Raw genomic sequence first — 22,660 nt, forward strand, 5'->3', positions numbered from 1 at the left:
AAGTAAGATAATAAAAAACATAGTTTTTTTGCTTAGATAATTATAAGATAATTGGTTATTCTCATACAATTCCAAACAGATGTTTTATTAAAATAATTAAAAAGATAAAATTTATTCGAGAATTTGAAGCGTGTAAGTGATGTTTAAATTTAGGAATACATGCCGTTTTGCATCAATATTTAATTTCATAACAAATTAGGTTATAATCGTATACTAAATTAATATGTATAAACAGCAATCATACTAACGGATTACTTTATTAATTGTAGTATTTTGAAAAAATGTGACGAATAATTTAGCGGACGTAAAGTAAAATTAATACGGCAAAAGCGTTACTCTTGGTGAACAAACAAACACGATTTCATGTCAGGTAATAAAAGGCAAAAAATTATATTTTCGACCTAGATTTTTAAACAATGTATTTTACCGGTTGATACTCTTTTGGCTCTTAAATATAGCTTTGTAATGGATTATTTTTTTGCTAAGGATGCTCTCATAAATCTGAAATAACTACTCTATCGTCTATAATAGATAGTTGTGAATATAAGCATTTTTAACTAAGAGTGCTGCTCATTTCATAAAGCAAAATATGCTTTTTAATTTACTTAGGTTGTTTTTTTATTTTAATCTTTATTTTTTTTGGAGAATTCGTTATTTCGAGCATAACACTGTTACTATAAATCTAAAGTAGGTTTTTCTAGATAAAAAAGCTTTGTCTATCAATATTAAGCCGAGATGATCTCTTTTAAATTTAAATAAATAGCAATTTTTTCATAAAACTGTTTTGCATTTTTATGTAATTTAGAGATAAATTTTGTGTTATTAAAAAGGACTGTTTCGTTTATGAATTATTATAAAATCAATTTAATTTTAGGCATAATGTTGGTTTTAATTGCGTTTTTTATGTATTTAGGTAGTCATATAGACGTGCCTTTAAGTACGTTTTTTCTCTTGCCTGAATCAAAGCATTTAGTTTTTATAACTAAGGAAATTTCTAACACTGGCTCTGTTGTTTTTACAATGGGTGTGGGATTGTTCTTGACAATAATTTTATGGGTCAAAAAGAGAACGGTAGATGCTATTTGGTTTTTTTTAACACTTGCTTCGTCTAGAATTTTCTTTTCTTTAGCAAAATTATTATTTTTGAGGCATAGACCTGTTTTTGATCATCCTTTCGTTCACGCTTTAAACTACAGCTTTCCTAGCGGGCATTCTGCAAATGCTTTGGTTTTAGTATTGGCGAGTTTTATTGTCTTTAATCGCATGAACATGTTAGTAAAATTATGTTTTTTGGGTTGGGTTTTATTAGTAAGTTGGTCACGTTTAGCTTTGGGGGCGCATTGGACGAGTGATATAATAGCTGGATGGGGAGGTGGATTGCTGTGGATGGCGTTGGCTTATCGCATGAGAGAAATTATGTTTTTAACGTATTTGCGAAAAAAATATGCTTTGAAATAGTTTTTATTTTTAAGAAATTTTTGATTATAGAAGGTATAAAAAATAATTTTTCATACGTGTTAAGGAGTTTTAATTTAAAAAAATATGAAAAGGGATGGTATAAATAAAAATTGAACTGTTATTTTTTGTTTTCTATGTTTTGTATAAATTTCTCGAGCTCTTCATGATGCAAAAGAAAAACTTTCGCACTATATGCAAGTTGTCGAGCAGATTTGGTATACGGTGCATTAGAGACAACAGCTGCGTAGTGCGCAAAATAAAATGTTTTGGCCGTATTTATTTGTTGTACTGCATTATTACCTACAGGTTTATTGTATAATTTACATTGTAAAACTATTTTTACACCATTTTTTTCAGCCTCAACGTCTGCACCTTGATCACAACTGCTTTGTGTTGTTTTAGCGTTCCAACCTAGATCTATTAACTTTTTTGCACAAAAAGATTCATAATCGTAACCGGTCATGTGAGGATCAAAAATAATAGGGTTTTTCTTAAGTTTGTTTGCTTTATCTCTATTATTGCGATAATTAATCGTAACTTTATCAATTATTTTTCTTAAATCCTTATTAAAAAGTAAAAAATAATCCGATAGGTTATTTTCCTTTAAAATTGGTTTAATTTGTTTTGAGATAAAAAAATCAATTTCTTTGTGCCATCTGTCAACTTTGAGCGTACCATAATGGTCAAAATAGATTAGTTGTTCGCGTCGAATATAAAGTTTTTGTATGTGTTTGAATATTTCATTTTTGCAGATTTGAAAAGCTTTTTTGCGTTTTTTATAGCGTCTAATTGGTGGGATTGCCATAAAAAGACAATAGATAAAAGGTAAACTTAAAAAAGCAATAAACAGATTTTTTTTTGTTTTTTTGTGCACATTATAGGTTTTAATCTTAGTAACTATACTATCTTTAATGGTGTGCACAGTACTTATATAAGATGAAGATTTATCAAAAGTTTGATTTTTGGACTGAACCACATTGAAGGGAGATGGTAAATTTTGAATGTGTTCTTTAGAAATAGTATTCAAAGCAGAAGCTACGGAACGCGATGATCCTTCAAGCGATAGGCGAAATTGAATTTTATCGTAAGCTATATAAGCTTGGTTACAAAATGTCAGTTGATGTACAAATTTTTTCAATTCTTTGGATGTAAATGCGTATGAAAATGTTTTTTGTTTTCGCTCAGGCTGAATGGAATTTGCAGTTAGAGTCAGTTTTGATTTGCCTATAAAAAAATTTAATTGATCAATGGATAATTTAGTATTGTTAATGTTCCATAAAAAAACTTTAAGTACTGCTGGTTGAGAAGGTTTTAATACTAAACTGGTTTTGATTTGATTTTGTTGACTGACAATGCTTAATTCATGATTTATAGGGTTAACTTTAGTTGTCCAGTAATTAAAATTATAAGTTGTGTTAGAAGCAGCAAAGTGAAACGATGTTGAAATTAAAAGAGCACAACACACAACAAAAAAAAGCTTTTTCATAAAATCGTCAATAGGCAGTCAAATATAAAGTTGGAAATGTAGTATAACAATACAGCACGTTTTGTTAATTCACAGTTTTTAAAATTTTACAATATTTATTTGATAAATAGAACAGTAGGTAATTATTTAAAATTATGAGTTATATATTTCAGATTGGCTTGGATAAATAACTATATGTTTGAATAAGTAAATGTTGTTAGCAACCGCAAAATGCCATCCATAAAGTTTGTTTGAGCATACGTTTTAAGCAATGATTAAGCATTTAATTAGTTTTATATAGAGAGAAAAATTAAATAAATTTAAAAAAAATAAAAAGGATGCTTAAAAGGGATATTGTTAACCAAATGAAACTATAACAGTTTTTATAAGAGAGTTAATGTTTCTATTTCATATTTACTTCGTATTGTTCTATGAAATAGCACAGAGCGATCATGGCGACGATTGTAAAGCGGAATGGTTCGTGGCGGGCGATGGTGCGTCGGAAGGGGCATCATCATTACGCTACGTTTGATACAAAAGCAGAAGCGGAGCGTTGGGCGTATTCAGTAGAGTCGTCATTATTATCTGCGGAAGTTTTGACTTCCTCGCCAGCGCGCGTGCGGGATGTTGCTTCTGTGCCCAGCATGGTGGAACTGTTTAAACGGTATAAGCAAACGGTTTCATCGTATAAGTGAGGGTTTCGGTGGGAGCGGATACGTTTGGAAAGCCTGAAAAAAGACCTTCTTTTTCATCGTTCCGTGACGTCGTTAACCAACCAGCACATGGCGCAATGGCGTGACAAGCGCTTGTTGGAGGTTTCGGCGTCTACGGTTAATCGAGAACTTAATTTAATTTCTGCCGTTTTGACCACGGCGTTAAAAGAATGGGGGGTTGCGCTTACGGGTAATCCTGTCCGATCCATCAAACGCCCTGCCAATCCCAAATCGCGTAGTCGGCGAGTGAGTAGGGAAGAACAAGACATTATAGCCAAACACTTAGGATGGGATGGGTGCAGTGAACCGCGCACATCGTCGCAGTGGACGGCATTTGCCTTTTTCTTAGCCATCGAAACCGCGATGCGACGGGGGGAGCTTACTTCCATACGTTGGCAAGATGTACATTTGGAACGGTCGTATATTCATCTTGAAACGACCAAAAATGGCGAAGAACGGGACGTTCCCTTGTCTTCAAAAGCAAAGAAATTGCTTAGGCTGCTCTCGGCAAAGGCACGCCATGAGCCCCTTATTCCCGTTAGCCCAGATGTTTTAACGTCTTTATTTCATAGGGCAACGCGCCAAGCAGGGTTAATCGATTTGCGCTTTCACGATTCAAGGCGAGAAGCGACCACACAATTATCCAAAAAACTTTCAAACGTGTTGGAACTCTCTGCCGTTACGGGCCATAAATCCCTAAATATGTTGAAAATTTATTACAAACCCCATGCCTCTGAACTCGCAAAAAAATTAGAGTGAACGCCTTGACCCTAACGTTTGGTAAAGCAGTGGATAGGCATAAGAAATAGAGGCACAAAAAGAGTAAGGCAACGATTCGCTAGCGACATAAAAGCAACCACGCATAAACGTCAAGTCCACACAAGGCGTCGCATTGTTTGAATATATATTCCCTTAGCGTCAAAATTGGATCATCCTATAGCGTGGTAGGCGCTATTTGAGATCGCCGGTTGTTTTTTTGGCTCGACAAGATTTAGGGAAGGAAGCGATCGCATAAAAACCCGAGCGACCCCGCTATATCTAGAATAAGGCAGTGGTTTAAACAACGAAGCGTTAAAGGGTGGGTAAGCCCAATGCAGGGTTGCGGTTTTGGGTTTGCGGAAACTGGTCATATATACTCGATAAGTTTCCTAAGAAGATAAAAGCCCACACCAAATCGCGGTACAAACTATAGGCAGTATCGCGACGATAGGATTGAAACAGACTGGCGTTAAAAGCGCTTCTTTGTGAACAATGCCATGCAATGCACCCAAAATCACTAAAATATTTTGGGAAAACTAGTGAAAAACGATGGAAGCTACATCCCAAAACATAATCATCCTTGGATCAAACTTGGGTTTTATAGCAACCCTAAGGATACGGTTTTCGGAATCACTACAGGGTAAGAGAATACGTAAACAATATGGTTGTTTTTAATCGTTTTGTTCACACTCGAAGTTTATACGTTTGTACGCTGCATTGTAGCTATAATGGCTTGCTTTAAGGGGGGGGGATTTTATGAACGAAAAAGAGCAAAAATACCTTATATTTTAATTATAGTTGCTTGGAGCTGGAATAACTATTTAGAGAAACTTTAACGAATTGACTTTAAAAAAACGTTGATCCGTTGCGTTAAGGCCAAAAATGGAAGGCATAAAAAAGCTCAGTAGGCGATCTTCCTAAAGAAATATACTGTGAATAGCGTTGCATTGTATAAAGCGTGACAGAACGTTAAAACGATGTGTTGTAAATTTTTGCCTTGTTATATGGCGACGGGGATTGCCGTCGGCTCCCCGTAGAATGTCCGATCCTTTTATAGATCTTTAGGATAATTTTTATAATCCTTCCAATTAAACGCAATGCCTTGGTTGATACATTTCATTCAGCATACTCTGTTTAAACAATAGAAAATGCGTTGCAATTAACATAAAATGTGTATCGAAAGGGTTAAAATTTAGCACAAGTTTAACCCATAATGTTGTTAAAAAAGGGGGGATGAAGGCTTAAAACACTGAGGTTCAACGAACGTTTGGCTTATATTTTGAATTAACAACATGGCATACGGTGCAGATTTCTTTTAAAGGAGTCTGCACTTTTTTTTTGCGTAGTGAGGGGGTCCATCCTTACCTTGAAAACTGTGCCACTTTTAGTTCGGTATAGTTATGAAAAAATTAAGAGGGATGGAGGCTGCAGTAACTTGACAGAGCGTTAACTTTGTAAAAGTGGTGTCTATGTTGGCAATTTTAGAAAATTACTCGATATTTGCTCGTTTTGCCTCTTTTGTAAGGTAAAGTTCGAGGAGTATCTAAACGCGATAGCCGAACGTTTTGTTGGAAAACTTGGATTTAGCGTGCATGAATCGCGTTCATGGTAAGGAATAGATGTGGCTTTTTGCCCATTGAAGGTAAATTATTAAGCGATATCAAACGCTGTGTGGTTAATTGGAGCGATTTATGCCGCGCGTATTATCCCCATAGACTATGTTAATGCCTACCCATTTTATGGTTAAATAATATGGGAGCAAGTCGTTCGTTGCTTGGGGTTTTGACAGGGTATTTTCAGTTTTTTTTCTTAAAAATATGCAGCGGATCCTATCGTGCCAACGTATGAAGTCCCAAAATTAAATGGATATCCCTAATTCAATTCTATAAGAGTTTAACTCAAAATAAAAAATAGCGATGAACGCTTTGCCCAACCCATTAACATACCAGAGTGCAACGTAATAGATTGTTTAGCCCTGGGTTCGGCGTTGCGGATCGTCCTGTTTAAACCTAAGGGGGGCTTGAGCGATTCACCAAAAAAACCCTTAATACTTATCGGTACGTTGCAGAAAGATTGTTTTTGACAAGGGGAAGTCGAAAATTGTTCTGCCCAACCCATCACCATACCAGAGTGCAATGCAATAGGTTGTTCAGCGGAGGGTTCGGTGTTGCAAATCGCCCTGTTTAAACCTAAGGGATGCTTGAGCGATTCACCCAAAAACTTTAATACTCATTGATGCGTTGCATGAAAGATTGCCTTTGAACATGGAAAAGCGAAAATTGCTTTACCCAACAAGTTGCTAAAATGCAACACAATAATATTTTTATTTAAACTAATTTTCTAGGTCTGCCTTTCCTTGGTACACGGAGTTCATGGGACCGATTGGCCAACCACGTCTTGATGGCAGGCAAATACCATGCCGGTCTGCCCATGGTGGCAATGCGAGGGGGTAACTTGTGGGGTTCTTGTGTAATTAAGCGTTTAATGGTTGAAATTTTGTAGGGTAAAATGTGTGAAAGTTCTTCAATACCAATAACTCTATAGTCGTCCATTGGGTTGCTCCTTGATGCGTTGCACAAGCTCGGACACGCGATAGCCAAGCCAAAAGCAACACATGTTGATACCTAAAAATAATAAAATCATGGGAAACCACGCGGATAAAATTGTAGGACATAGAACGAAAACCTGGGCTTCGTTTACTGTCGTTTCCAAAAGGGTCTCTCTAATTGTTGGAGTTGCGCCTTCGCTTGACGAGCAATGTCCAGGCATTGTTCGGCATGATGCGGTAAGCTATAGCGATAGCGGTCCGCTTGAAGGGTTTGAAACTGTATTTGTTGAGTAAGCGTGCTCTTCAAGGTTTGGATGTGTTCCGCTTTATCGTGAAGTCGTTTGAAAAACAGGCAATAGAGTTTAAAAAAAATAGCCATAAAAAAACTCCTTAAGCAAAAAATAGGCAGGCCTGGGTGAGCTTTTAAGAAAGATAAAGTGAGGGTGTAAGGCTCGCTCTAAGTTCATAGTGCGTAATGATAAAGCTCATTAGGCCTATTAAATGTAAGATATACTTACATAAAAGTCAAGACAAATGTAAGTAGAGTTTACCATAATATGCGTTAAATATATTTCGGTAAGATAAATATCTTTCCTCCGACCCATAAAAAACAAAAAAATACTCATTTAATTATTAACATATATTATCAAATATTAATACTTTATTAAATTTATTTCTTGCACTGCGAAAGGGTTTCCAGTTAAAGAAAACGATTCTTCAACTGGATTCGCGTTGCCACAATTTCAAACCCTTACAAAGTGGTTTGAATTGCTGTGTTCAGTATGATTAGAAATGAGATCGGAGAAAAAAAATGTAGCCTAATCCTTAATGTTCTATTTTTTTTTATCGCTCGCATCCAACATTAATTTAAGAAAAAGCTCGGCTTTTGTGGGCTCCATATTGCGATAAGCATACAGCAAAAGCGCCTCTTGGTCGTTCAATGCGCGTGCAGGCATTTCTTTATTTTGGTCTTCGGTCAACCAATCCAAGGTTACATTAAAAAAATTAGCAGTGGCCATAAGAGTCTCCCTTCCGGGATATTCTCGACCATTTTCAATCGCTGTCAAAAAAGGGCGCGAGACCCCTATGGCTTCAGCGACCTCAATTTGGGTTAATTTTTTCTCTCTTCTTAATTGTTTTAATTTAGGTCCCAACAGTTGCATAGGTTTATAAGAGGTTAATTTGTGAGAGGAGGGGATTGTTTGTCTTACCTTTGTTCTTGACTAATAAGTAAGTATGGCTTACATAAAGAAAGCACGTATCTACGATTGAGTCGCCATGTTTAAGACTCGGGGGCTCTAGGTTTTGTTTCTTATCCTTTAGGGGTAATCTCATGCCTATTTATCCTTTACCGTTTTTAAGCCGACCATTCTTTCAACGTTTTCTTTGTATTGACACATGCCTTCGATGCTTACCCGTTGGTAAAGCATACGCAATGACGAACCCAATTCACATAGCGGCTGCTTTGCCAAGGATTCGGCCAATAAATCCAGAATATTCAATAGCGTATACGAAGGAACGTGCAAACCTAAATGTATTTTTTCAGTCTTTTAAAAGAAAAAAATTTATTTTTCAATTAAAACGAATAGGAAATTTAATCGGTGTTGTCACTCCTTTATTCAAATGAATGCTTTGAATATGTTTAAATTTTTAATAAATAAGACAACTTTACTTCATTACTATACTAAATTTTAGTTTAAGGGAGCCCACCAAAAATTATTTTAGCAATTTTGCTGTAACCCTATTGATGACAATGCGCAATCCAAAGGTTAGGGGGTTCTCATTATGAAAAAAAATTATCTTTCAAAAAATCATAACTGCTATTTTGTAGCGATTATACATTTCAAGGATCGGTGTTTGGCAACTTCGATTCTCAGAGTGACTCTTTTACGGAAGTTATATTCATGAATACAGTGCCAGAGGAAAAACTAATTGTAAAGTTGTATCCCGACGATTGGTTTTATAACAAGCAAATTTTTATATCATCTTATGCTAGAGAAGTTCTTTTAAGTTTAAATTGTTTTTTATATTTAATGAAAATTAGACCGTGGGATCATTTTTTTTATGAAATCTCGCTATCCTCTCTTATCGAAGTGGCGGGATTGGATAAACAGACCGTGTTGGAAGCCATTAATGAGCTTATTTACCATCACGTCCTTGCTCGGCAATCGGAAAATGTCGTGTGCTTTTATAAAAAAGGGCAACGATAATGAGCCGCATTCGTAGCATTCATCCAGGGTTTTGGAGCAATTACAAAACCATTCAAACGTCTGCGTATGGACGCCTATTGTTTTTAGGTTTGGGAAATCTGGCGGACGATTCTGGAATTTTTGAATGGCATCCCAAAGCGTTAAAATTGCAAATTTTACCGAACGATCGTGTCAACATTACCTTGTTGTTGCGCGAGCTGTTGGATAAAAAATGGATTGAAACGTATTATGTGGAAGGGGTTCAATACGGAAAAATACTTAATTTCCGTCGCTGGCAATCGCCCAAATCCCCCGTTTATAAATATCCAGACGAACGAGGGTATTTTCCCCCTGAAGGGTTTGCGACCAAGCTAAAACCTCACAAGGCCCCTTCTAATGCGCCGCAAGCCCCTTCTTGCTCTGAAAAGACCTCTACTATGAATGGGTTAGCCAAAAACCTTCCCCTAGGAGAGGAAAGGAGTGGAATAGGATGTACAGACTCTTCCCCTGCAGCCCCCAAAATTTATTTACCTAAACACTGGATGCCCAGCGAATCCGATCGTTTGTACGCGCTTACGTTGGGGTTGACGTTTCCAGAGCTGTTCGAGGATTTTTGCCAGCATTGGCGACAAAAAGAACAGGAACAAGATCCTAAAGGTCAAAAAAGTGATTGGTCTTTAACGTGGAAACGGTGGTGTCGTCGCTCTAAAACTTGGCAGCAACATACGCAACCCCCACCTCTGCGAGGCAAACGGGACGTTATCCCTGCAAAAAGCAAAACCAGTAACCTTTCATGGATGGTGGATCAATTTACATTAGGGAAGGAACAAAATAATGGATAACAATTGTCAACCCTATCCTACCCCCTCGGTTATCCCTTCTGTTGAGCTGTGTCGCCGGTATCGTTGCGAGGGGATGAGTGATCTTATCGTGTATCACCCCCCCACACCCTTGAATACCCCCCAGCAGATTCAACAAGCACACCAGCGTTTAAGTTATTTATTAGAGAATATGAAACGTTTGGTCACGCTGCGACAGATTGAACAGACCTTTAGCTTGGTCAACGCGTTGGTTGCAAATCCTTTGGGAAAAGAGGAATTCGAATTTAAAGTCAACGTTATTTTCGCTGTGTTTGCCGATAAACCCGCCTGTCTTTTTCATGCGGACACGTCAAAAAAACTGGCAACGTGCAGTCGATTTTTCCCATCGGGTATGGAAATAAAACACATTATAGAGCAACAAGAGCAAGCCTATCGCCAAGAGATTGAGACCCTTAGGCAACAGATTAAGCACGCTTCGGCTGCGGCAAAATATACATCGTCCGTTGATCATACGTCCGCACAGGACACCCACAACGAACGAATATTTCAACGCAATCTTAAACGGTTAAAGCAAGCGTTTGCCCCGGTTGATGCGTTAAGTAGCAACATTCAAAAACAGCTTGACGTTTATATTTCAAAACAAGGATTTCCATCCAATATTCCCAAATTTATTGAGTATTTACATCATTTGTCTGCTCACCTACACGATCGTCAATTGATCGATACGATTGAGGAAAAAATACATGCCTTGCAACAAGTAGAACACCAACTCAAGCAACTGTCCGCTCTTGGCGTTTTATAGAGCAGAATGCCCTTAAATTTTCATTATGGATGGCTTTTATTATGGCTAGAAAGAACAAAAGAAAATCATTTCTTCCTGCGTTGGTCATACAAGCAGGCCTGCAAACACGGTGGAGACGGGGCGAATTAGCGGTGGTAGAAATGAAGGATGAGGACGCGCCGCAGAAAAAAGTCACCCGCTTAAAACGACAATCTTCGATTGATCAAATGGTTCATAGAGGCGTCATCAGTAGCGTCCAACACGATTACGCGGAACGTTATGCCATTTTATGCGAAAAAGCATGTGGGCGGACCCAAGATCGGTATGCAACAATGCAATGGATACGTTCCGCTCATCCACAATGGGAACCCAGCCCGGTCCAGCAAGAGGCGTATAAAAAATTATTTTTAATTTGGTCAGCCATTGGCAATTACCATTGTCGATTTTTAGATCTGATCGTCTTGGAAAATTATAGTTCAAAGCAAATTGCAGAAAAATTTCATCTCAATTACCAATGCGTTATCGGTCAAGTCTTGTCCACGTTTATCTTATTACAGCAAGTTTTTGAGAGGTATTTTGACTGTCGCTCGCATAATCGTTTGCAAAGTTAATAGGTTTATGGTATTTTATTACTAGAATGGATTTATTATATCAATATTAATGATCTTTTAAAACGACAATGCTTTGCCTTTACCCGTAAGGGCAGGGTTGCAGAACCAAAGGCATTATTGGTGTGTCTATGGGTCGCTCTGTCAAATATACTCAATCTCTTGTCGATCAATTTTGTGAAGGTCTTTCCCAAGGAAAGACCTTACGTTCGTTGTGTGCCGGTGATTCGATGCCCAGCCACACCCAAGTACGCAGGTGGTTGCAACAGAAAGCGGATTTTCAACGTCGGTATCGCCAAGCCATTGAAGAGTCAGCGGAAAATTTCGAAGCTAAAATTTTAGAAGAAGTGGAAGCCTTGACGGCTGACAATGCTCGCGTGGCTCAGATCAAAATTAACACATGGTTCAAGATTATGGGCCAGCGTAATCCAAATCGGTACGGGGAGAACAAAAAAAGTGAGCCCCCTTTTACTCCAATAAAAACCGTGCAAGAGATGACGGATGAAGAACTACAACATTGTCTTAATGATACGCTAACGCAAGCGAGAAATCGGGAACAAGAGGGGTCAGGTTTTGAATAGTAAGGCGGGTTAAATAGCTTTGCCTGACATAACCATTCATCAAAAAAGATTGAGCGTTGAATAGGAATAAAGCCACATTACCGTCTCAACGATATGCTAACGCAAGCGAGAAATTGGGAACAAGAGGTGGCGTGCTTTAATTAGTAAAGCGGGTTAAATAGGCTTTGCCTAATATAACTATTCATTAAAATATATTGAGCGTTGAATAGGAATAAAGCCACATTATCGTCTCAACGATACGCTAACGCAAGCGGGAAATCGAGGACAGAGGGGGCGTGCTCTAAATAGTAAAGCAGGTTATATAGGCTTTGCCTTACGCAACCCTTAGCAAGAAACCTTGATAATTAAATCCGCCTGATACGTCGCATTCAATTGAATTCCTACAATGGAATAGAAGAGTAAACTCAGTATGGTTAGGGTTTGTGTTAGACCTGTGCCGTATCCTGAGTTAAAAGGGATAAATAGGGTTAAAAAATTCAAAATACCGTGTAACGTAATTTTTCTATTGGAATTTTGTTATTTTTAACATAATAATTAAACGCATTCGCGTCTAGGCATCATAGCGAGGCAATGGTCATAACAGCATGAACACCTGGCCCATTGCCTCACTATGATGCACATATGTTGTATTAAAAACGAAAATTTTTTACAAGCCTTTAAATTCTAGGAAACGATAAAACCGTCTGTTTTTGTTTCATTTAATTGTGAACGAAGGGGATGGGGTGCGATGATGGCTTTGTAGTCGAAATTTTTTGAACAAAACGTATCTTTGTTCGATTTGTGTGCTGGCTTTCCCTACCATACAAAGTGCGCGGGGATGCAATAGGGTGCCATCGGCTGAGGATCTGCTCTGACAATCCTTTTGTTTTGGAAACGGTGCCTTGTATTGATTTCAGTAAATCTTTCTTGTTCGGTTTTCGCTCTGTCTTTCCCTATCATACAAAGTGCGCGGGAATGTGCAATAAGGTGCCATCGGCTGAGGATCTGCTCTGACAACCTTTTCTTTTGGAAACGATGCTTGGCATTGATTTCAGTAAATCTTTCTTGTTCGGTTTTCACGCTGTCTTTCCCTAACATACAAAGCGCGTGGAAATACAATAGTTACCATCGGCTGAGGATCTGCTCTGACAATCCTTTTCTTTTGGAAACGGTGTCTGGCATTGATTTCAGTAAATCTTTCTTGTTTGGTTTGCGCTCTGTCTTTCCCTAACATACAAAGCGCGTGGAAATACAATGGTTACCATTGGTTGAGTATCCGCCCTAACAATCCTTTACTTTTGGAAATGGTGCCTGGTATTGATCTTAATAAATCTTTCTTGTTTGGTTTGCGCTCTGTTTTTCCCTACCATACAAAGCGCGTGAGAATACAATAGTTACCATTGGTTGAGTATCCGCCCTAACAATCCTTTCCTTTTGGAAACGGTGCCTGGTATTGATCTTAATAAATCTTTTGCACGTGGTAGAGATTACCCTTTGTAAACCACACAATAACGCCTCTGTGTTTTTCTTCACGGTGGGGGTTTTGAAAAAAGCGATGTCTTTACGATAACTCAGACAACGCGCGTATTACGCCTTATGGATTGTGCCAAACCATCTCGTTGTGCGTAGAATGGGATAACGCTCGTAAACGATAAACGTTGCAAAGTTCAGTTTCTTTACCATGATCGTTAACGATATCAAATGGCTGGCGGCTCAAGAGCTGCACCATCGACAACATGCCCGACAAAATATATTGGATTTTAGCACTTATACGTTGAAATCGTATCGTGCAGGGCGGCATCATCGGTTGTTATGTCAAAAATTACAAGAAATCGCGGCGGGGAATGTAAAACGCTTGATGGTGTTCATGCCGCCACGTCATGGGAAAAGCGAGCTAACGTCGAGACGTTTTCCCAGCTGGTTTCTTGGGAAAAATCCCACGCAACAGGTCATTGTTGCCAGCTATTCTGGGAGGTTGGCCAGCAGTTTTGGCCGAGACATTCGCCAGATTGTCGCTTCATCGTTGTTTAAAAATATATTTCCACAGGTAAGTCTGGCCAAAGACAGCAGTGCCCGGCATCTTTTTCACACCAATCAAGGAGGCGTGTGCTTGACCGCAGGTGTGGGGGGCAGTTTGACGGGGTATGGGGCACATCTTGCCATCATTGATGATCCCGTAAAAGATCGTCACCATGCCGAGAGCGAAACCCTACGCAATACAACGTGGGAATGGTATCAGTCCGTATTGCGGACCCGTCTTATGCCCGAAGGTGCCATTCTGTTGGTGCAAACCCGTTGGCACGTGGACGATTTGGCCGGTCGTTTGATTCAAGAAATGCAAAATGGCACGGGGGAGGTATGGGATATCGTTAACCTGCCTGCTCGGGCACAGGTTAACGACCCGTTGCATCGTCAAGAACACGAACCGCTATGGCCAGAAACGTTTGACGACCAAGCTTTGCATCAGATTGAACGTTCCATTGGTCAACGCGAGTGGCAAGCCTTGTACCAAGGCGAGCCCATGCGCGCCATGGGATCGTTTTTTAAACTTGCTCAAATCCGAATTATGGATCACTGCGTTCCCGCACATCCTTGTGTTCGGCGCTGGGATTTTGCTGCATCAAAGCCCAACGGTCATAACGATCCCGATTGGACGGTGGGGGTCAAGATGCAACGCAACCGTGATGATTCCTATACCATCATGGATGTCGTACGATTTCGCGGGTTACCGGACGAAGTCGAACACGCTATACAAGGGGTTGCCTCGCAAGATGGGGGGGGCGTTTCCATTGTTTTGCCGCAAGACCCTGGTCAAGCGGGAATTTATCAAGTTCGCTATTTAACCAAGCAGCTGTCGGGGTATCGGGTGCACTCGGTTCGAGAGACTGGTTCTAAAACCAGGCGTGCCGATCCATTTGCCGCCCAAGTCAACAGCGGTAACGTCACGTTGTTGCGAGGTGCGTGGAACCAAAGCTTTTTGGAAGAATTGCAAGCGTTTCCCTATGGCCGCCACGACGACCAAATCGACGCAGCCTCAGGGGCGTTCGCACAGTTAACGGAAAAAAAACACCTGCCGAGAATGCCCGATTTATTTAATTTGGCGTTGGAGAGGCATTAACCCGTAGGTTAAGCGAAACGTTAACGTTTGTGCGATAGGTTATGAACCGTGAGCGTGGGTTTTATTTTATTAGAGCTGATAGGATGTTTAAAAATGAACATGAAATCTTCACATAAGTCGTTGCGGATTGTACGTTGACAATGGCATAAGACCATCCCAGACGGTTTGCTTGCACCGTATTAAAAGGTTAGAACGTAAAGTCATAATCAGCTTTCGATAGGGTATACTGGTTTTGTTCCTGTTGTTTTTAAGATTAAGTCGGGCTGTGTAAATAAAATAATATGAGAAAAATTAGCTCATGCGTCATTGGTTCATAGACAGCAAAAGGGGGTTAACCCCTTTTTATTACAGTTGAAATTGATGTAACGGTCACCGATTGTTAACGCCGTGAGGTTTTTTTATGGTTAAAATTTTTTTATCCTTTTTATTGCTTTTTTCTTTTATGGTAAACGTTGCGTTTGCCATTGAACCCTATGACACGGTTTATCGAGCCGATGATCGGGGTCCTGATGTTGTGTTTCGAACGGGCTTTTTGCCGCATGGAACCAACATAAATGTTGAATCGCATCTTACCGGCTGGTCAAGCGGTGCTTATGTTTTGAGTTCTAACCGAAATTCAAATTTCATTTCTACCACAATAGACTATGACACTGCCGTAAGTTTTGCAGGAGAGCATGTTAGATCTGGAGAGTATTATTATGTGTATGATATTCGACCTACTGAGAATTTTTATTCTGCAGAAGAAACGATGAACTATATAGCAAATTACCAACAGGTAAGTTTGTCAAATGAACTCCGGTATTTGCTCATTGGGGAAGGGGAATATTTTTCATACGGAGAAATTCCAAATACATTAATTCGAAGTGTGGATGTTTACTATCGAAACCCAATTACCCATCAAGTAACCGAGCAAGGATCCTATAGCAATGCCAATTATAGGGAGGACGATACGCACACAAATACAGGTGCGTTTACGATTTCTGCTCATTTTCCGATTCAAAACCGTCCTGTTTTAAATGCGATGTCGAGCACTCATAGTGCTGCTTTTGAACCAGACGATGCAAATGGGTCATGGTGCCCATCCGTGACGATTGCAGTCACCACAGCAAACTCATCTGTTTTGTCAGGCAATTTACAATAAATGTCCAAGTTGTTTAGTTGTATTGGCTGTGTTTAATGCCAATGGAGGATTTTTTAAATACTCTGAGTTTTTAGTATTATAAAAACGCCCTCATGGTACGGAGGGAGGAAATGGCTCGTGGTCCTTTATTTGAACTGAACGACGGTACGATGGGGGCAGAATGTCTAGTAAAAGGCAAATTTTAAGAATAAAGCTCAGCCATATCACGTCAATTGACGAATACGATACGTATGTGGCTCTAAACGGGTTCAGCGAACCCACTTTTTGTAAGAGATTCTCATTCAAAATTTTCAGATTACTCTCATTATATGGAGCTCTATCATGATGCGTAAGTTTTTATTCTTTTTTATTGTTCTTCTCTCTCACAATACCTTTAACCTTTGCCATTGAACCTTATGACACGGTTTATCGAAGCGATAGCAGAGATCCAAATGCTATTTTTATAACGGGTTTTCATCCTCACGGTACGAATTTGAACGTCGAAGATCATGTTACCGGCTGGTCAAGTGGAGCTTATGCCGTGGGGGCTAGCAGAAATTCAGCTTTTATTTCAACGACAACCGACGTTGATATTGCGATACAACTTTTAGAAAGTCAAATTGAAGTGGGGCATATTATTATATTTATGATAGTCGACCTACCGAGAATTTTTATTCTGCAGAAGAAACTTTACATTATATATCCAACCAGCAGCAGGTGAGTTTATCCTCAGAGCTTTATCGGTTAATTAGTCGAGAAGAGGAATATTTTTCATGGGGTGAAATTCCTAACACGCAAATTAGAAGCGCTACGGTTTATTATTTTAATCCTGTTACGGATGCTGTAGAACTTCGAGACACTATTGATAATCCCTATTATGTTGATGCTGACACACACACCAATGTAAGTCCCTTTACGGCCTCTGCTCATTTTCAGCTGCAAAATCGTCCCTTGCTGCTGGAAATGGGCGGAACGGATAGTGCCTCTTTTGCATCGGACGATGCCGTTGGATCTTGGTGCCTATCCACGACGGTTGGAGCTACAGCAAATGCGTCCATTTTTTCAGGGCATTCAGAATAGGTATAAAAGCTGTTTCTTTGTACTGGATACGATCGATACGAAGGAAGGCCCTTCTATACGGTCTGAATATTTTGGGATACGAAATCGTCGCCATGCCAGGGTGAGAGGAAGGGGCTAATAATCCTTTATTTGAACTGAACGACACTACGATGGGGTCGGAATGTTTATTAATGAGAAGTGCGGAAAATATATTTTCCCCTTGTTTCATAATACCCCTATAAATAAGTTTTGGTTTCGACGCGTCCAGAAAATCAGAGGAATAGTCATAATCGCGTCCGATTTCTTTTTTATTGATACTATTTTATAAAATATTTCATAGGAGACTACTATGTTTAAAAAAAAATATGCAGTGGCATTGTTATCCGCTTTATTCTCTTTAACTGCCTTTAATACATTGAGCTATGCCAAACTTACGGAATGTCCGAAGGGGCAAGATTTTGGGTATAATGAACATGTTTATGGAATAGGGTATAAACCAGATTCAAGCAGTATAACTGCACAAATTGGTGGTGATAATGTAATGAATAAAGTGACGAGTTCATCGATGGTACAGGCGGTGATTCAACCTTTGTTAGTCGCAGCATTTACATCGGGTACTCCAGTTGCTTCTTGTACTATAACCAATTCGGAAGGCGGTTCTGATCTAACTAATTTTTCCCTTCAAAAAGATAAATAACAATTGTTCATACCTTTTAGTTTTGTTTAAATATTTTCAATACTGACTTAACAGATACATTCTTATAAAATACTTATATCCCCGAAAGACATTGATGCAATGCGAATGACTTTAGGTTAAAGGATACATAAAGTCATCATGAAATTTACAGAAATAGGTTGGAATCTTATAAAAATTTTGTGGCAAGACTAATTTATTTCATCAATATAATTTCATGTCGATCGTCTGATTGTACAATTTGCGTCATGAAGGTCAAATAGATAAAAATGACCCTAAATATTGAATAGGAATAAGTGAGCGCATTACTAAAATAGTTAGGATTTATAAAACGAGTTGGTAAACGATTTATTTTAAACGGTTTAACATTTTGTAAATTGTTTTAATGGTAGAGATTTTTTATCTTACGCATATTATTTTATTTGTGCTTTTTAATCGCTTTGCTCAGTCGTCCCAATCACTATGAAAAATATAGTGTTTCATCCAACAATGGATTGTTGTTTTTTTGGTAATGTTTAATGATTTTAAACAAATTTCTATCGCAATTGTATCTTAGCGGGTGGTCAGAGCGCATCAGCGTTTGTCCTGGATGTTGCACGAACTTCAATTTTATCTGAGTTTGGATAATCATTATGCCCTCTAGTTTCATAGACCCTCCTATTCAAGGTGGAGGGATTGGGGATGACATGTATCAAGTCAGATACACGAAGGACTGTAATTTTGTTTGAATACGTAGGGATCTTTATAATAAATTTTGAATAGGCAATTTTATCTCTGCTGCTTTCTTGGGTGATAGCTGAGGAATAGACCTACTTTTTTTTAAAAAATCCTTTGACGGTGATAGAAGTGTTTTGTGGAATTATTGCAATCCAGCTATTATTCTATTGGGAAACCTTATCCAATCCAAGAGAGGGATAAGCAAATGAAAATAGAATCTTTTTCTAGCCTCTTACCCTTTCGTAATACATAAAAATTTTGTATTGAGATTTGAAATCTTGGAAATGATGAAAGGGTTTCATTTTCATTCAACAATACACGACAAAACTCTTCATGCTTATAGTGATTTTGCATCGCTGAATACATTTGCTTTATCTTAGAATGAAAAAATTATTTTGATTAAATTACATTTAAATAAGTTGAAAATCATTCGAAAAATACTTTTCACTTAAGTCAAATTTACTTTCTTTACCTTATTATTTATAAAACGTTACATTAGGAAACTGCTATGTTTAAAAAAACTCACGCGTTTGTACTGACATGTGCTTTGCTTTCTTTTTCTGCCTTTAATACACAGAGTTACGCTCGGATATACGGTTGTCCAGACGGGTCAGGTCAAACGGAGATTACGGGTACCCTTATTAATAGCATTGGTTACGAGCCTGCATCAGAACTAATGTTTTTAAGTACGAACCTGAATGGTGTTGACACCAATTTTTACAATGGAATAGACAAACAATCCATGTCCAATGCTTTGGTTCAACCTATAGAAATTACTGCATATTTAACGAATTATGCTGTTGATATTTGTTATACTCAAGCAAAAGATTCTTCGGGTAATTCTCGTTATTGGATACAAGAAATTGATACAGATAGCTTTGGCCCGCTTATATCGAAAAAAAAAGTTAACCCATTAGGTTTTTCTCAAAATAAAAAAATTAATACAACGTCTAAATGATTTTATTGTCAAGTTTACGATAATTCTTTGATGCGAATGCTTTGCATCCCCTAGATAGAATTCGTTTGAAACCAATGTGTTTCATAAACATTAATTTTACAAGATCAGATCCGTTGACACATTATGAAAGGATATTAGGAAAGCGATTGAGTCAATCGCTTCTATCTTTTTATTCTGTGTAAGGGTCTTCTGCTCATTTTGATTTTACGGAGTTTTACCTTATGCGTAAAATTTTATTGTTATTATCCTTTTTTTTTTTCGCAACCCCCATAACGTTTGCAGCGGATGCGTATTCAACGGTTTACCGAGTTGATGACAGAGCTCCGGAAGTGGTGTTCGCATCGGGTTTTCAGCCTCATGGAACGAATATAAACGTTGAAATGCACCTAACCGGGTGGTCGAGTGGGGTACCCTCCGCAAATCGTACCAGGGATTCAGCGTTTATTTCAACCACTGTAAATGGTGATGAAGCCCAAAATTTTATGGAATCCCAAATTCAGTCAGGAAGCAATTATTATATTTATGATATCGAACCTGACCAGAATTTTTATTCTGCTGATGAAACAATGCATTACATCGCCGAACGCCAACAGGTAAGTTTAGCTATTGAGTTTGAAGACATGTTAACGCGCGAAGAAGAATATTTTGCCGTTGGAGGAATTCGTGGTGATCAAATCAGAGGTGCTGAGTGGTACTATCGTAATCCCGTTACCCAAGAAGTAGAATTTCGAGGGTACTATGCAAATCCAAATTTTTTGGATCGTCAAACGGAAACCAATACTGAACCCTATACCGCATCAGCTGATTTGCCGATAGAAAATCGCCCTGTATTTATGGCGTTTGGAAGTAATCATAGCGCTTCAATGGAAACCGATGATGAATCGAATGGGTCGTGGACCTCTTCAACAATCACTGCCTCGGGAAGTCCAGTTTATTATTCCTCTTCTTCAGAATAATTCCTTAAAGAGTTAATGTTTTTAATAGGTAATGGGAGACTACTATGTTTAAAAAAAACTACGCGTTAGCACTGACATGTGCTTTGCTTTCGTTTGCTGCCTTCAATACGATAAGCTATGCTAAAATTACGGATTGTGGAAGCGATCAAATCGTTAGTGGTATACGCTTTGATGCAGTGGGGTACAATCCCACTGTAGGAAGATTATATGTGAGCAGGTTAGATAATAATCTTAATGAAGTGAACTATTTTAATGGAATAAATGACGATTCTATGTCAAACGCCTTGGTCGAGCCTTTGGAACTTGCAGCCTATTTTTCGGGTACTCCCGTTACTTTTTGCTACGCAACGGCAAAGGATTCTTCAGGTACTACGCGCTATTGGATCCATAAATTCGCCTTACAACGCAGTTGATTAAAGGATCAACGAAATTTTTAAGTTATGCGTCCGTTTTTACTCCTAGGGAATGCTTGGCACGAACGATAAGATATTGCGCAACACGTATTACTCAGATAATTTTACTAAAGGATAAATACACCCCATCCGCCTGTCCCTTAAACAGTTTACAAGAGCAACATTGAGGCATTTAGACGTTAAATGCGAGTGGATCATGGTTTTTTAGCATTATGAGCCTCATAGACTTCACAACAACCATATGGCTTAAAAGCACATTGACTTTATGCAAAAGCAAGTCCGTTCATGGGAAAATAAATCACAAAATGTAAAAGCGTTTTTTAAACCGCTTTTTTTTTGCCCAAAGTACTAGAAAGCTCATAAATACGATTTGAAACGCGGGTTGGGTATGCAAAAGAGTAGGGCGCGTTAACCGAGGTAGGTTTTTACAACCCTATTGGATGATAGGCAATAGATGGGCGCTTCGGCTTATCCATGCACGCACCCTGTTGTGAACCGTGCTCGTTTTGTTCAGTACGGAAAAACCGTTCGACGCTTGCTATAAAGTGCGCATTCCGTTGGGTTTTGGTTCAATATGGCAAGTTGTCCAAGGTTGCAAATAAAAACAATGCATTGTTTTGGCCGTTTACCGTATGTTACAGGATTTATCGTTTTGCTTGTAACCCATCAGGACCATAGATTCACGATAGGCTCATTTTACGAGCGTGGGGCTATCCTAAAGATTGTGCAATAGGGGGAGCAGTATGGTTTTAATATTTATAGCTTATCTTTTAAAGCTGTGCAGAACATAATCTATTCTTAGGCATTTCATTGCGTTTAAAAAACGGTTCCATTGAAGCCACACGCGTTGGGGCTTGGTTGGTGATAGTAAGTTAAGCACAAATAAAGTTTCAACTTTATTTCAGCGCCGTGGATGCAATGTTTTTTTAGCGCAATTTTTTCGTTTCATTAAGATGAAACACCACAAATATCCAGCTTTTGCCACAATGGTTAACGCTTACACCAAAGCCATAGCCCAACGTTATGAAAAGATTGCGTTGGGCTATGCTTGCAGTGAATCACAGCGGGATGCTGTAGAATTATGGATTTCCAATTAATATAGCGGCTTTTTTTCTGACTTCGGATAATTCAGATTTGGTAGCTTTGCCTTTTAACACGGCGTTGCGTACTGACCAATCGAGGCTTTTGACTTGATCCGCAAGAACCGCACTTTTTTTGTCATCCGAAAGAAGAACCTCAAACGGATAGCCCTTGATCTGAGAGGTAATGGGGCAGCAGAGCATCAGGTTCGTGCGACTGTTGTATACACTCGAGCTCAACACCAAGGCCGGCCGGTGCCCTGCCTGTTCATGCCCCGCTTGTGGGTCAAAATGCAACCAGACGATATCGCCTGCATCGGGAATGTATTTTTTTCTTTTAATTTTTTCCATTAGAAGGCCTCCTCCCCCAATGCGGAGCCAAAGCTCACTTCGTCATGCAAATTATCGGTGGTAATATTCGCAACCAACGAGGCCAGTTTGTCTTCTCGAATCGGTTCAATAATAATGCGACCTTTTTCTTCACGAATGTCTACTTTTTCATCAATAGACAGGTTGGTCGCCGCCATTACGGAGGCTGGAATCCTTACGGAAGCGCTATTCCCCCATTTTTTAACGATGATTTTCATTTTGTAGTCCCTTTTGTATCGACGTTGTATATACAATACAACAATTCTACCCATGTT

At 38.8% G+C, this 22,660-nt stretch carries 29 protein-coding genes; 19 read left to right on the forward strand and 10 right to left on the reverse strand.

Translation table 11 applies throughout. The features are described 5' to 3' along the window. Nucleotides 1-843 precede the first annotated feature (843 nt). Nucleotides 844-1,458, forward strand: a complete 615-nt coding sequence (locus AABE15_RS06810) for a phosphatase PAP2 family protein (protein ID WP_338330536.1) — start codon at nucleotides 844-846, stop codon at nucleotides 1,456-1,458. Nucleotides 1,459-1,576: 118 nt separating this feature from the next. Here AABE15_RS06810 and AABE15_RS06815 read toward each other — a convergent pair whose 3' ends face one another. After that, on the reverse strand, nucleotides 1,577-2,944 hold the full coding sequence (locus tag AABE15_RS06815; RefSeq protein ID WP_338330537.1) for a restriction endonuclease: 1,368 nt from the start codon (nucleotides 2,942-2,944) through the stop codon (nucleotides 1,577-1,579). Nucleotides 2,945-3,375: 431 nt separating this feature from the next. Here AABE15_RS06815 and AABE15_RS06820 point away from each other — a divergent pair, with 431 nt between their 5' ends. Next, nucleotides 3,376-3,618 (forward strand): hypothetical protein, encoded by a 243-nt coding sequence (locus AABE15_RS06820; protein WP_338330538.1) that lies wholly within the window; start codon nucleotides 3,376-3,378, stop codon nucleotides 3,616-3,618. Nucleotides 3,619-3,642: 24 nt separating this feature from the next. Beyond that, nucleotides 3,643-4,395, forward strand: a complete 753-nt coding sequence (locus tag AABE15_RS06825) for a site-specific integrase (protein WP_338330539.1) — start codon at nucleotides 3,643-3,645, stop codon at nucleotides 4,393-4,395. A gap of 170 nt (nucleotides 4,396-4,565) precedes the next feature. On the opposite strand, the gene AABE15_RS06830 is transcribed toward AABE15_RS06825, so the two are convergent. The 3 genes from AABE15_RS06830 to AABE15_RS06840 all read right to left on the reverse strand — a co-directional run bounded on the left by AABE15_RS06830 (nucleotide 4,566) and on the right by AABE15_RS06840 (nucleotide 6,947). Continuing rightward, nucleotides 4,566-4,766: a hypothetical protein gene (locus tag AABE15_RS06830; protein ID WP_338330540.1), complete on the reverse strand. Its 201-nt coding sequence runs from the start codon at nucleotides 4,764-4,766 to the stop codon at nucleotides 4,566-4,568. A 1,522-nt stretch (nucleotides 4,767-6,288) separates the two neighbouring features. Next, a complete protein-coding gene (locus AABE15_RS06835) occupies nucleotides 6,289-6,612 on the reverse strand; it encodes a hypothetical protein (protein ID WP_338330541.1) in 324 nt (107 codons plus the stop codon). 110 nt (nucleotides 6,613-6,722) lie between these two features. After that, nucleotides 6,723-6,947: a hypothetical protein gene (locus tag AABE15_RS06840; RefSeq protein ID WP_338330542.1), complete on the reverse strand. Its 225-nt coding sequence runs from the start codon at nucleotides 6,945-6,947 to the stop codon at nucleotides 6,723-6,725. Between the two features lie 62 nt (nucleotides 6,948-7,009). Between AABE15_RS06840 and AABE15_RS06845 the strand changes: the two genes are divergently transcribed. After that, complete coding sequence (locus AABE15_RS06845; RefSeq protein ID WP_338330543.1) at nucleotides 7,010-7,237, forward strand: hypothetical protein; 228 nt, start codon at nucleotides 7,010-7,012, stop codon at nucleotides 7,235-7,237. 539 nt (nucleotides 7,238-7,776) lie between these two features. Here the strand turns inward: AABE15_RS06845 and AABE15_RS06850 are convergent. Continuing rightward, nucleotides 7,777-8,106 (reverse strand): helix-turn-helix transcriptional regulator, encoded by a 330-nt coding sequence (locus AABE15_RS06850; protein ID WP_338330544.1) that lies wholly within the window; start codon nucleotides 8,104-8,106, stop codon nucleotides 7,777-7,779. A gap of 170 nt (nucleotides 8,107-8,276) precedes the next feature. Here AABE15_RS06850 and AABE15_RS06855 point away from each other — a divergent pair, with 170 nt between their 5' ends. The 6 genes from AABE15_RS06855 to AABE15_RS06880 all read left to right on the forward strand — a co-directional run bounded on the left by AABE15_RS06855 (nucleotide 8,277) and on the right by AABE15_RS06880 (nucleotide 11,923). Further along, nucleotides 8,277-8,570 carry a hypothetical protein gene (locus AABE15_RS06855; protein ID WP_338330545.1) on the forward strand — a complete coding sequence of 98 codons (294 nt, stop codon included), beginning with the start codon at nucleotides 8,277-8,279 and terminating at the stop codon, nucleotides 8,568-8,570. A 277-nt stretch (nucleotides 8,571-8,847) separates the two neighbouring features. Beyond that, on the forward strand, nucleotides 8,848-9,153 hold the full coding sequence (locus AABE15_RS06860) for a hypothetical protein (RefSeq protein WP_338330546.1): 306 nt from the start codon (nucleotides 8,848-8,850) through the stop codon (nucleotides 9,151-9,153). After that, nucleotides 9,153-9,974 carry a hypothetical protein gene (locus tag AABE15_RS06865; protein ID WP_338330547.1) on the forward strand — a complete coding sequence of 274 codons (822 nt, stop codon included), beginning with the start codon at nucleotides 9,153-9,155 and terminating at the stop codon, nucleotides 9,972-9,974. Before AABE15_RS06860 ends, AABE15_RS06865 begins: the two co-directional genes overlap by 1 nt. Beyond that, on the forward strand, nucleotides 9,967-10,755 hold the full coding sequence (locus AABE15_RS06870; RefSeq protein WP_338330548.1) for a hypothetical protein: 789 nt from the start codon (nucleotides 9,967-9,969) through the stop codon (nucleotides 10,753-10,755). The genes AABE15_RS06865 and AABE15_RS06870 overlap by 8 nt, the downstream gene beginning before the upstream one ends. 41 nt (nucleotides 10,756-10,796) lie before the next feature. Beyond that, nucleotides 10,797-11,345: a hypothetical protein gene (locus tag AABE15_RS06875; protein WP_338330549.1), complete on the forward strand. Its 549-nt coding sequence runs from the start codon at nucleotides 10,797-10,799 to the stop codon at nucleotides 11,343-11,345. Between the two features lie 128 nt (nucleotides 11,346-11,473). Continuing rightward, complete coding sequence (locus tag AABE15_RS06880) at nucleotides 11,474-11,923, forward strand: hypothetical protein (protein ID WP_338330550.1); 450 nt, start codon at nucleotides 11,474-11,476, stop codon at nucleotides 11,921-11,923. Nucleotides 11,924-12,718: 795 nt separating this feature from the next. On the opposite strand, the gene AABE15_RS06885 is transcribed toward AABE15_RS06880, so the two are convergent. After that, the gene (locus AABE15_RS06885; protein ID WP_338330551.1) at nucleotides 12,719-12,982 is read right to left on the reverse strand and encodes a hypothetical protein; all 264 of its coding nucleotides are present in this window, start codon (nucleotides 12,980-12,982) and stop codon (nucleotides 12,719-12,721) included. Then, nucleotides 12,954-13,136: a hypothetical protein gene (locus AABE15_RS06890; protein ID WP_338330552.1), complete on the reverse strand. Its 183-nt coding sequence runs from the start codon at nucleotides 13,134-13,136 to the stop codon at nucleotides 12,954-12,956. Before AABE15_RS06890 ends, AABE15_RS06885 begins: the two co-directional genes overlap by 29 nt. A gap of 447 nt (nucleotides 13,137-13,583) precedes the next feature. Between AABE15_RS06890 and terL the strand changes: the two genes are divergently transcribed. From terL to AABE15_RS06910, 4 genes are all read left to right on the forward strand, one after another. Further along, entirely contained in the window at nucleotides 13,584-15,020 is a 1,437-nt protein-coding gene (gene terL, locus AABE15_RS06895; RefSeq protein ID WP_338330553.1) for a phage terminase large subunit, read from the forward strand. Nucleotides 15,021-15,420: 400 nt separating this feature from the next. Continuing rightward, a complete protein-coding gene (locus tag AABE15_RS06900) occupies nucleotides 15,421-16,161 on the forward strand; it encodes an enterotoxin A family protein (RefSeq protein ID WP_338330554.1) in 741 nt (246 codons plus the stop codon). Nucleotides 16,162-16,510: 349 nt separating this feature from the next. Continuing rightward, the gene (locus tag AABE15_RS06905; protein ID WP_338330555.1) at nucleotides 16,511-16,861 is read left to right on the forward strand and encodes a hypothetical protein; all 351 of its coding nucleotides are present in this window, start codon (nucleotides 16,511-16,513) and stop codon (nucleotides 16,859-16,861) included. Further along, nucleotides 16,858-17,220 carry a hypothetical protein gene (locus AABE15_RS06910; protein ID WP_338330556.1) on the forward strand — a complete coding sequence of 121 codons (363 nt, stop codon included), beginning with the start codon at nucleotides 16,858-16,860 and terminating at the stop codon, nucleotides 17,218-17,220. The genes AABE15_RS06905 and AABE15_RS06910 overlap by 4 nt, the downstream gene beginning before the upstream one ends. Here AABE15_RS06910 and AABE15_RS06915 read toward each other — a convergent pair. After that, the gene (locus tag AABE15_RS06915; protein ID WP_338330557.1) at nucleotides 17,180-17,428 is read right to left on the reverse strand and encodes a hypothetical protein; all 249 of its coding nucleotides are present in this window, start codon (nucleotides 17,426-17,428) and stop codon (nucleotides 17,180-17,182) included. The genes AABE15_RS06910 and AABE15_RS06915 overlap by 41 nt on opposite strands. A gap of 120 nt (nucleotides 17,429-17,548) precedes the next feature. On the opposite strand from AABE15_RS06915, the gene AABE15_RS06920 reads away from it, so the two are divergent. The 5 genes from AABE15_RS06920 to AABE15_RS06940 all read left to right on the forward strand — a co-directional run bounded on the left by AABE15_RS06920 (nucleotide 17,549) and on the right by AABE15_RS06940 (nucleotide 22,034). Beyond that, nucleotides 17,549-17,896, forward strand: coding sequence for a hypothetical protein (locus tag AABE15_RS06920; protein WP_338330558.1), 348 nt, complete (start codon nucleotides 17,549-17,551; stop codon nucleotides 17,894-17,896). A 1,222-nt stretch (nucleotides 17,897-19,118) separates the two neighbouring features. Next, complete coding sequence (locus tag AABE15_RS06925; RefSeq protein ID WP_338330559.1) at nucleotides 19,119-19,568, forward strand: hypothetical protein; 450 nt, start codon at nucleotides 19,119-19,121, stop codon at nucleotides 19,566-19,568. A gap of 221 nt (nucleotides 19,569-19,789) precedes the next feature. Then, nucleotides 19,790-20,524, forward strand: a complete 735-nt coding sequence (locus AABE15_RS06930; protein ID WP_338330560.1) for an enterotoxin A family protein — start codon at nucleotides 19,790-19,792, stop codon at nucleotides 20,522-20,524. 44 nt (nucleotides 20,525-20,568) lie between these two features. Then, entirely contained in the window at nucleotides 20,569-20,937 is a 369-nt protein-coding gene (locus tag AABE15_RS06935; protein ID WP_338330561.1) for a hypothetical protein, read from the forward strand. Nucleotides 20,938-21,890: 953 nt separating this feature from the next. Next, a complete protein-coding gene (locus AABE15_RS06940; RefSeq protein WP_338330562.1) occupies nucleotides 21,891-22,034 on the forward strand; it encodes a hypothetical protein in 144 nt (47 codons plus the stop codon). Here the strand turns inward: AABE15_RS06940 and mazF are convergent. Further along, entirely contained in the window at nucleotides 22,017-22,367 is a 351-nt protein-coding gene (gene mazF / locus AABE15_RS06945; protein WP_338330563.1) for an endoribonuclease MazF, read from the reverse strand. The genes AABE15_RS06940 and mazF overlap by 18 nt on opposite strands. Further along, the gene (locus AABE15_RS06950; protein ID WP_338330564.1) at nucleotides 22,367-22,657 is read right to left on the reverse strand and encodes an AbrB/MazE/SpoVT family DNA-binding domain-containing protein; all 291 of its coding nucleotides are present in this window, start codon (nucleotides 22,655-22,657) and stop codon (nucleotides 22,367-22,369) included. The genes mazF and AABE15_RS06950 overlap by 1 nt, the downstream gene beginning before the upstream one ends. Nucleotides 22,658-22,660: the final 3 nt, after the last annotated feature.

Source organism: Commensalibacter sp. Nvir (assembly GCF_963921845.1).
Taxonomy (GTDB): domain Bacteria; phylum Pseudomonadota; class Alphaproteobacteria; order Acetobacterales; family Acetobacteraceae; genus Commensalibacter.